The sequence below is a fragment of the Nereida ignava genome, from assembly GCF_001049735.1.
Classification (GTDB): Bacteria; Pseudomonadota; Alphaproteobacteria; order Rhodobacterales; family Rhodobacteraceae; genus Nereida; species Nereida ignava.
The window spans coordinates 1-8,811 of the sequence record NZ_CVPC01000035.1 but is presented as its reverse complement, the minus strand read 5'-3'; the positions used below and the strand labels follow the sequence as shown (position 1 = coordinate 8,811).

Sequence of the window (8,811 nt, the reverse complement as noted above, 5' to 3'; positions counted from 1 at the left end):
ATCTTTTCATCAGCCACGATCTATCGGTTGTTCGGACAATTACGGACCGCGTGATGGTGATGAAAGATGGCAAAATTGTAGAACAAGGCATGACAGAAAACGTCTATACGTCCCCCAAACACCCCTATACCCGCGCGTTACTGGCCGCTGCGCCGACCCTTCCTTCCCGCACATCAAATGAGGCGAAACATGCAGACCGGTCCCCTTAATCTTATCACCGATGTAGCTGGACTAAAAGTCGGCAACGCCCAAGATGACACCCTTAAATCAGGAAGCACAGTGCTTTGCGCGGATGCATCGTTCACTGCGTCTGTGCATGTGATGGGCGGTGCGCCTGGTACGCGTGAAACGGACCTTCTTGCACCTGATAAAACTGTGGCTGCGGTAGATGCGTTGGTTTTGTCGGGCGGGTCTGCTTTTGGTTTGGATGCGTGTTCGGGGGTAATGGACGCACTTTATGCGGACGGTCGCGGATACGCAGTCGGGGACGCGCGCGTCCCTCTTGTGCCAGGGGCGATCCTGTTTGATTTACTCAACGGCGGCGACAAAAACTGGGCCGACAACCCCTACCGGTCATTGGGCACAGAAGCCTATGCAAATGCATCAACGTCCTTCGCATTAGGCAGCATTGGTGCAGGAACGGGCGCCCTGACGGGACGCGAAAAAGGCGGGCTTGGCTCAGCCAGTATGGTGATTGAGGGTTAATATTAAATCGGTTCTCTTTTTTGATCGCCATCAAGATCGTTGTTTTTGAAGAATCCGCAATGCTCGTTGGTGAAGTTATATGCATCCCTAAAACCACCGTACCCAATCGCCAAATCATTGAAGGTTTCTGCTAAAGTGGAAAATGATATTGAAGTTTGTTTAGCTAAAAGCATCTTCTTCAAGATTTCTGTGTTTTCTGAGGCTGATGTGAATGCGGTATCCTCATAAACATTAAGTGAATATGCTTTGCTGTCTAACGTGACTTCTACGTCGCTTACGTCGACCAAGCCGCATTCAAACAAGACTGAGATTTCAGAATTCATACTCCGCTGATGGAATGCGACGAATAGTGTAACATCTTCGATAGCTTGTTGGGACATGTCGATTGGGTGTGATGCGAGCCAACAATCGCCAGAGTCTATGAAAACGGACCAGTCACCGAACCACGCATCAGCATCTATTTCTTCCTCTGCATGAACGCCAACAGGTAGAGCAAGGAATGCGCAAATTAATGTTATGGTCTTATAACCTGTTCGCTTTGGCATGATTGGCATCGGTGGCCCCATTTAATGTTTAGCATTGCTAGATACTGAGAGTACTCTAGCGTATTTTTCTTCAGCGTTCCACGGACCAAGTCACACGCGCCTCGCTTCAGCATTTAAGTTGTGGTATAATAAAACCCCATAAACCGATGATAGTTGGCCATAATGAAAGCCAATCCTAAACCATGGCTCTACGGCCCAAACTGGCAAGGTCAGAGGTGCGAGGCCACAACGCGCAGGGGCACGCCCTGCCAGCGTCCCGCTAGACTCCCTGTGGGTCGCTGTAAGCTCCATGGAGGGGCGTCCACAGGCCCGAGGACCAAGGACGGCCTTGCGCGACTCACAGAGGCTAAAATCAAGCATGGCAAGTTCACCAAAGAGAAGCGGGCAGAGGCAAAGCGCAGAGCCGAGGAAGGGCGTCAGATGCGCGGCGAACTGAAGGAGCTGGAGGCTTGGTTCGTGGACCACGGTCATCTGTCCAAGGACTGGCGTAAAGATTGGAAGCTATAGCCGAGGTCCGCGATCCAAGGTCCACGGACCTGGCAGCGGGGGGTTACTGTGCCAAATCTGAATGATAGTAAACAAGCGATCAAAGGGAGCCCGCCCGAAAAAGGACCGTGGTTCTCGGTCCACGGGCCTATATTGTTAGCCCAACGAATTCATTCGAATGTAATTTCATTTGGGTTTGACTTCGATGTGCCCCATTTCGTCACCTAATATCCGCCGCAAAGCTTCTTCAGGACTCTCGTTGTCATTAACGCGGACGTAAACTTGAGCAAAGTACCGTGCTCCTCGGACCTTGGCTCTGATGGGCTGAAAATCCTTAAGTGGGAAGGGGGAACATAGCATTTCCACTGTCGTTGCACCCTCTTGGAGTGCGTCATCTACCGCTTGTGCCAGCCTACTAATTTCAAAGTTATCTTGGATCTGCTTTTTTCGCCAAGCTGCCGCGTTATTTGGGCTCTCAAAGGCCGGAAGTCCTATAAGGGTACTATATAGAGGTTTCGGCCTTTGAGACTTCAGCACCAGCAGAAACCTGTGGAGAAGTTCACCTGCGCCCTTGGTAGCCAACGGAAGCCACAGTCCTTCCTGAAGTAAGACACCTATCCAACTGGTAGCCGCTTTCAGCTGTGCAACTGAAAAGACACCATCAACAGGTCTATTTGTGGGTACTGACGTCAATAGGTATTCAGTTAGAGGCTCCGTTGCTGAGCGCCTTGTGCTGCGACCTCTTCCTGCCGCCTGTTCAATAGACGCTTCTGTTATCGAATGACGCACAGCCTCGGCGAATCTGTCTGGGTGTTTGTCGTGCCAGACAGACCATGAGTAGGCTCTGTTTTGGCGATAGAGAATGGGAGCTTCCTCGCGAGGATACCAATCATATTGCTCTTCTAGCGACTGAATGTTTTCCCAAGTGATGATTGCAGCGGCGCGCTCGGCCTGTCGGGGGTTGACGGCTGGACGGCTGGCTACAATCAGTGCGTCAACATGCTGGAAATTGTTTGTTCCCTTAAGATCTCCGAAGTGCCCAAGCATGATACCCTCGCGGAGGTTTGGCTCAATATCGCTCCTGAGAAACTTTGGTAGGAGTAGGCCTGTTTGCCCAAACATTGTGTGGCAGATCTCGCTCCAAAGGCGTAGGCGAGCGGGCCATTTGCTGCTACTGCTCAGAGTTGAGTATGACAAGCTCGTATCCGTTAGTTGGAAACGCTTAACCCCTGTGCCGTCTGATACATGTTTTTGCATCCTTATCTCAAGATTAGGTAGTATGCATTTAGCAAGCTCGTACTGAAGGGTGGCGTCGAAGACCAAAACCGGCGGAAAGAAATACTGGAGATTAATCGCCTTCAGATAGTTGATCGAGATCGCCTTGCTTTCCGGAAGAACTTCTAGATGCTTGAGCTCCGTTATATCGCGAGCAACGGCTTGGATCATAAGTTCGCAAGTCTTGGCGATGTTAAGAACAATCCGACGTATTTTATACTGCGCCTTGTTCGTTTCGTAGATTTGGGCAGCTGACATGCTACGGAACTGATCCTTACCTATGGTTAGGGGCACAGCAGCCTTTGCGGCTTCGAGGACGCCATCAAGTGTTTCGAAAGTAGTCTGCTTGTCGATTGGTACCTCGTTTTTTGTGGCGCTGTCAGGTCTCTGCGAAGCTGAAACCGTTTTGGAGCTGCATGCGGACGCTGCTGATAGCTCTAGTAACTGCTCGATCGTGAAGTCTTCTGGAGGACGCTCGTACGACTGAGGTGCCAGATATCTTTTCTGACTTAGAACCTGCGCATGTATCTCCTGCAAAAACATAACCAAGATGTCTTGTATTTGGCTGTCGTCGCTCAGCTTGATGCTTGTCGCTTCAAGGCAGTCGAGGTCTATGTTTCCGCTACCTGAGTGGATTAACCCTTGGGGGTCGAACTCGTCGAGCATGATTAAGTCGAATTCGAAGCCCTGCTCGCGGCCCTTTTGCCTCATCGGGTCTCTAGGGACGAATTCCAGCATGCTGTCGCCTGCAAAAATGATGATCTGCTTTTGCGATAGGTTTTGCTGTTTGTAGCCACATCCCTCAGAGTTCACTTCAGGGTGGAACTTGCAGTAACCTCGCCTCTTCGAGCCGCACACGTGTTTGGGGCCGCCGCCTACTGATTGTGCCGCGACAACCTCAGCGGCTCGGGGGCACATCTTGACCGTTGGATCGTTTGGGTTTTCCTGCTCTCTGCCTAGCCATATCCCCGTTGAGCCTGGAGAGATTTTGTCTATCTCTTTTTTGGTCTCATGTGCGTGTTTGGTTGTCGGTACCCGTATGGCAACCCGCCAGCCTTTTTCTACTGCTTTACCAGCCGCTCTCGTCAACGCGTATGTTTTTCCAGTGCCTACAGTCGCTACATACGCCCATTGTATCAAACTTGAGACTTGGCTGTCTCTGATGCGATTGATCTCGGCTTCAAGATGGTTGTCGATGTCGTAAAGGATACCTTCAAGCATGTCCTTTGACGCCTGATCCACCTCTAAGGTTTCGATTGTCGAGGTTCTGGGTTCTGCCCCACCTATATTTATTTGGTTTTCATTAGACATGACGGCTCTCCTTTTGTGTTAGCCGAAGCCCCTTCAAGTGTCTAAAGCGTGCAAAAGTGAACTCCGTGATGTCGCCGTGGGCATATGATATAATTCGCGGGTAGGGGCGGTATTCATCTGGGGGGTAATAATATGCTTTTGAGGTGCCGTAGCTGCCGCCTTCAATAGGGCATGGCATGCCTACCGCCCCGACAGCTGTTTCCAGAAACTCATATACCCTTACAAAACGACCCTTGCTTATTTCCAGGCTGTCGTGATCCGCTAGTTCGCGTCCTTCGAGGCGTTGCCGCACCACTTTAGTGGCTTGCACTTTTGATAGCCCACTGTCCTTCACCAGCTTCTTAATCGAACTGTCCGTGTGAGCGCGTTTCGCTTTCTGGGCAGTGGGTTTGGCAGCCTCTCGGGCGTTACGTTTAAGGTTATCAATCACCTCGTAGTTCCCCGGGGCGATGCTGCTCAAAGTACTTCCCAAAAAGATTTCATCTGGAATTAGTCGGCGAGTGAGAGGGCGCTGAACGTGCGGTGCGGCTTCAAATATTAGCCGCTCTGGACCGTGAACCGCAGTGTCTACTAGGGAGCGTTCGTGGAGGCGCCCGTCCTTGCCTACGAGGATATATCCATAGCCAGCCTCCCAGAGACGATCGTGTATCTGTACTAGCAGCGCCTTGCTGTCCGATTGGTTCTGTACACGTAGGTAGATGTGATAACCGGTGGCGGGCTGCTCTGTGCCATCGGGAAGCCTTATGCCAGCGGACGATGATGCTCTTACAAGACGTGCCGTCTCCAAAAGTTCTGGCACTGTTTCATAAAGGACTTCGAGAATTGACCTATCTGCCATCTTGTCCAAAGTCGCTGGCGGTATGTCCTTTGTATCGAGGTCAGCCAGGACGTAGCCCGGACCATTGTTGTGCTTGAAGAAATCTTTGCTTCGCGCAATCGTTCCACTTCTAAGCTTGGCTTTGGTTGTAAGTGTGAACAGCACGTAGGGCTGCGCTAGCTTGCCCAAGGCTATTGCTTGGTTTGGCTTGAGTCCTCGTATGACATCCCGAAGCTCTTCGGGGCTGTTTGCAGAAACCGTCTCCGCAAATCCTTCGTATATCATTGCGTTTGCCCGACTGGCAATTTTACCATCTGATAAGAAGAAGTCTTTGTTTACGGCTTCCGTTGAGGAAGAAACTATCGAGAGGTAAATACTGTTTTCAACGTCTTGGCTGCCACCGTTTTCAGGTTCTAGCGTGTTGTCAGCGCTTCTTTGCTTTGCAATATCAGACATCGTCACGCTCCTCGCGCTGCTCCAAGAGCCACGCTTCGATGTCACTTTCTCGCCATCCGATGATGCGTTCGCTTACACGTGTTCGGGACGGAAGTGTGCCTGCTTTATAAAGATTTTGAACGTGTTTTGTGCTGCACCCAAGTAGTTCCGCAACCTGCTCGGTACGGAGTAGTGGGCTTAGCTCGCACTTGGCGCGGTATAGATCGTATTTAGTCATTGTCGTCTCCTTGTCGTTGAGGGACAGGAGACTTTTTGGGGGGGGGTGAACACACGAGACGCCTGCCCCGGATGGGGTGGGATACGTCGCCGCTTTATCCTCGAGGGGCAGGGTCGTGGACTGGCTCTGTCGGAGCCGCAGGGATGCGTGGCGTTATCAGTCGCCTTGTTACGATCTAGGACCAAGTAGCTTAACCAGAAGTGTCTTGCCACCTCACGCCACTTTTATGATATTACCGGAAATATCCAGAAACGGTCAACCCCTAGTGCTCGTCACCGCAAGGCCTCCTTTATTTTGTATTTTAACAAAAGGATATCTCCTCTATTGTGATGAGTGTAGGGATGGCGTTTCGGAGGTCCAAGGTCCAAGGTCCAAGGTCCAAGGTCCAAGGTCCAAGGAACGGCGCAAACGGAGCTATTGAGTGGTATTTGGTTCGCGCCCTTACGGCGGATGCCTTCCGAGATCAGCCTTGGCGAGGCTCCCTCTCGTTCTAACTTCACGGTAGATGTTAATGCCCTGAAAGTGGGACTTTTGTCCAATTGCGACGCGGAGCTTGCTGTTGAGGCTGCCGAAGCTGCTCAATATCCATGCAGACACGTTCGATCGGACCTTGGTTGCTCAGCCTATGGCAGAAAGCTATGCGCTGCCTTGTATCTCCGCGGAGCTCGGTTCGCGTTGCTCTGCTTGAGGCCTTGGGCAATCTTGTGCTCGGTATTGCTGAAGAACAATGGAGTTAGCCTTCTTCCATACGCTCAGCGATCCATGCATCAATAACAGCCTCGTTCCAGCCTGCAGCCCTGCCTCCAGGCGTTAACTTGAATGGCTTAGGGAACTTGCCGTCTGCAATGAGCGCGTAGAGCGTGGAAGGTCTGAAGCCCGTCTTATGGGGTAGATCGCTCATTCTCAGAATGCGTATTTTAGGCGCGTGCGAATTCATTTTGCGTGTCTCCAATCAGAGTTTAACAGGTCTGATCAGAGTGGTAGCTGTTAGGCGGATGTCCTGTCGAAGGACTTAAATGTTGATTTCAATCCGTTTTGATTATGAATTCTATTTGTTGCTCTAGTCGAACATCGTTCCATTGACGTCGAAGGGTCCCTTCGGATGGTAAGGCAGGCCAACCGTCGTATGCTGTGGTTATGGCATCTTTGAGTGAAAGACCTAATCCACCTTCACTTTCGGGGGCTATGGCTGTTGCAACCCAACCAAAGAAAAGCTGTTTGTTGAACACTGTTTGCCTGCTGTGATGACTTTTTCGTTCACCTCTTTTTGCTTTAACTCCGAGGGCAACATCTGCGTCTGCTCCATTTGCTATCTCTAGAAACGCCTTAACCAGAAACGTTTGATGTTCCACGCTCAACGGCGCGTCTTGAGAGAGACGTTCTGCAATGAGCTTGAGCCGTGTTTGCCCTTTCCTGACGCTCATTTCCTTTGCTCCTGCTGTTCAACCTGTTGATCAATATAGTTCGCCCACGCTGCCATAAGCTCTCTACGCCTCTCCAACTGATCGCCGCGCCGATAAGCTGCTTCCGCTTTGTTTTTGATCGTATGGGCGAGGGCCAGCTCAACAGTCTCGTTTGAGAACTCATAAGCTTCTTCGGCTGCCCAGTCTCTGAACGTGCTGCGAAACCCGTGGGGAGTGTAGGGCCCAAACGCGATCTTCTTCATTAGCGCGAGCAACGCACCATCGCTTAGTCCGGTACCAGCCTTCCAGCCCGGGAATACAAACTCCTCGGGATTACGGTTCGACTGAATGCTCATTAAGATTGCCACAGCACGCTTGGAAAGTGGTATGCGGTGTTCTCGCCCAGCTTTCATTCGCTCAGCGGGAACCGTCCACACATTGGTTGTTAGGTCTACCTCTTTCCACTTTGCGCCGCGAACCTCGCCTGTGCGGGCTGCGGTCAGTATCATGAACTCCAAAGCAAGTGCTGAGCTTCCTGTCCGTTCTCGCAGCTGTTCCATAAATTCTGATATCTGTTTGTATGGAACAGCAGGGTGATGTTTGACCCGTTTTACTTTAGCCGTCTTGGCTAAGATGTTGTCGAGATGGCCGCGTAGGCGGGCAGGGTTCTCGCCTTCGACATAACCGCGCGCCCGTGCCCAATCCAAGACTGTTTCAATGCGCTGTCTGACTCTGCTCGCCGTTTCAGCTTTGGATATCCATATTGGTTCGATAGCTTTTAGTACGAGGTCTGTGTCGACGTCGGATACTGCAATATCGCCGAAGATTGGATAGGCGTATGTCCCAAGAGTATTGGACCATTGCTGAGCATGCTTTGCGTTTTTCCATTCGTGCTTTTTGCTCTCAATGCACTTCTCTGCCGCTTCTTGGAACGTGATGGACTTTGCTTGGGCTAACTGTTGGGCGCGTTTGACTTGCTTACGCTCCTCTAGAGGATCAAGCCCACTGAGGAGTTGCCGTCGGCATTCGATGGTGTCTTGGCCCCCTAAAACTGTGCCACTATTTGTTGACTAAGGGAGTGACAGAGAATGGCACGGAAACGGTATTCACATGAGGATGCACTGAAGTTATTGCGCGAGATTGATGTTCATTTGCATGATGGGTTGGATGTTGTGGGCGCGTGTCGCAAGGCGGGTATTTCGGACAAGACCTATTACTATTGGCGCAAGAAGTTCGGTGGTCTAGGGCGACCGCAGCTCTCAGAAATGAAAGCACTGAAGAAGGAAAACGAGCGGCTGAAGAAAATCGTTGCGGACCTCCAACTGGACAAGCTGATCTTGAAAGAGAGCCTCGATTATTTAAAGCCGAAGGCCTGACGGTTGATGGGTTGCGTCAGGCCGTAATCCATACCCGCCAAAGACTTGATACGTCAGAACGGCGCACATGTGCGGTTCTCGGCGTCTCGCGTTCTGGCTTGCATTACAAAACGAAGGTTCAAGGTGATGACGCATTGCGCTTGGCCATGATCCGCCTTGCCAAGCAGTATGGTCGGTACGGATATCGAAAGATCGCTGAGTTGCTGCGGATCGAAGGTTG

Annotated in this window: 10 protein-coding genes and 2 pseudogenes; 5 read left to right on the top strand and 7 right to left on the bottom strand. The window is 51.2% G+C overall.

All coding sequences use genetic code 11. The annotated features are described in order from the left end of the window. Together NIG5292_RS13850 and NIG5292_RS13845 are read left to right on the top strand one after the other, a co-directional pair. Positions 1 to 209: oligopeptide/dipeptide ABC transporter ATP-binding protein (locus tag NIG5292_RS13850; RefSeq protein WP_048600128.1), on the top strand; the 209-nt coding region annotated here is incomplete at its 5' end. Beyond that, positions 190 to 696: pseudogene (locus tag NIG5292_RS13845) on the top strand (P1 family peptidase); the annotation flags it as partial. The gene NIG5292_RS13850 and the pseudogene NIG5292_RS13845, both read left to right, overlap by 20 nt. A gap of 11 nt (positions 697 to 707) precedes the next feature. Here the strand turns inward: NIG5292_RS13845 and NIG5292_RS13840 are convergent. Beyond that, the gene (locus NIG5292_RS13840; protein ID WP_048600127.1) at positions 708 to 1,259 is read right to left on the bottom strand and encodes a hypothetical protein; all 552 of its coding nucleotides are present in this window, start codon (positions 1,257 to 1,259) and stop codon (positions 708 to 710) included. Positions 1,260 to 1,412: 153 nt separating this feature from the next. On the opposite strand from NIG5292_RS13840, the gene NIG5292_RS15280 reads away from it, so the two are divergent. Continuing rightward, complete coding sequence (locus NIG5292_RS15280) at positions 1,413 to 1,757, top strand: HGGxSTG domain-containing protein (RefSeq protein ID WP_048600126.1); 345 nt, start codon at positions 1,413 to 1,415, stop codon at positions 1,755 to 1,757. 165 nt (positions 1,758 to 1,922) lie between these two features. Here the strand turns inward: NIG5292_RS15280 and NIG5292_RS13830 are convergent, their stop codons facing one another. The 6 genes from NIG5292_RS13830 to NIG5292_RS13805 all read right to left on the bottom strand — a co-directional run bounded on the left by NIG5292_RS13830 (position 1,923) and on the right by NIG5292_RS13805 (position 8,153). Next, the gene (locus NIG5292_RS13830) at positions 1,923 to 4,322 is read right to left on the bottom strand and encodes a DEAD/DEAH box helicase family protein (protein ID WP_048600125.1); all 2,400 of its coding nucleotides are present in this window, start codon (positions 4,320 to 4,322) and stop codon (positions 1,923 to 1,925) included. Further along, on the bottom strand, positions 4,315 to 5,595 hold the full coding sequence (locus NIG5292_RS13825; protein ID WP_048600124.1) for a hypothetical protein: 1,281 nt from the start codon (positions 5,593 to 5,595) through the stop codon (positions 4,315 to 4,317). Before NIG5292_RS13825 ends, NIG5292_RS13830 begins: the two co-directional genes overlap by 8 nt. Then, positions 5,588 to 5,812, bottom strand: coding sequence for a helix-turn-helix transcriptional regulator (locus tag NIG5292_RS13820; protein ID WP_048600123.1), 225 nt, complete (start codon positions 5,810 to 5,812; stop codon positions 5,588 to 5,590). Before NIG5292_RS13820 ends, NIG5292_RS13825 begins: the two co-directional genes overlap by 8 nt. A 733-nt stretch (positions 5,813 to 6,545) precedes the next feature. After that, positions 6,546 to 6,713 (bottom strand): helix-turn-helix transcriptional regulator, encoded by a 168-nt coding sequence (locus NIG5292_RS13815; protein WP_233488241.1) that lies wholly within the window; start codon positions 6,711 to 6,713, stop codon positions 6,546 to 6,548. A 124-nt stretch (positions 6,714 to 6,837) separates the two neighbouring features. Then, positions 6,838 to 7,236: a hypothetical protein gene (locus NIG5292_RS13810; RefSeq protein ID WP_048600121.1), complete on the bottom strand. Its 399-nt coding sequence runs from the start codon at positions 7,234 to 7,236 to the stop codon at positions 6,838 to 6,840. Continuing rightward, positions 7,233 to 8,153 (bottom strand): tyrosine-type recombinase/integrase, encoded by a 921-nt coding sequence (locus NIG5292_RS13805; protein ID WP_370726557.1) that lies wholly within the window; start codon positions 8,151 to 8,153, stop codon positions 7,233 to 7,235. The genes NIG5292_RS13810 and NIG5292_RS13805 overlap by 4 nt, the downstream gene beginning before the upstream one ends. 150 nt (positions 8,154 to 8,303) lie before the next feature. On the opposite strand from NIG5292_RS13805, the gene NIG5292_RS13800 reads away from it, so the two are divergent. Further along, the gene (locus tag NIG5292_RS13800) at positions 8,304 to 8,591 is read left to right on the top strand and encodes a transposase (protein ID WP_048599378.1); all 288 of its coding nucleotides are present in this window, start codon (positions 8,304 to 8,306) and stop codon (positions 8,589 to 8,591) included. An 11-nt stretch (positions 8,592 to 8,602) separates the two neighbouring features. After that, positions 8,603 to 8,811 (top strand): annotated as a pseudogene (locus NIG5292_RS13795) (IS3 family transposase); the annotation flags it as partial.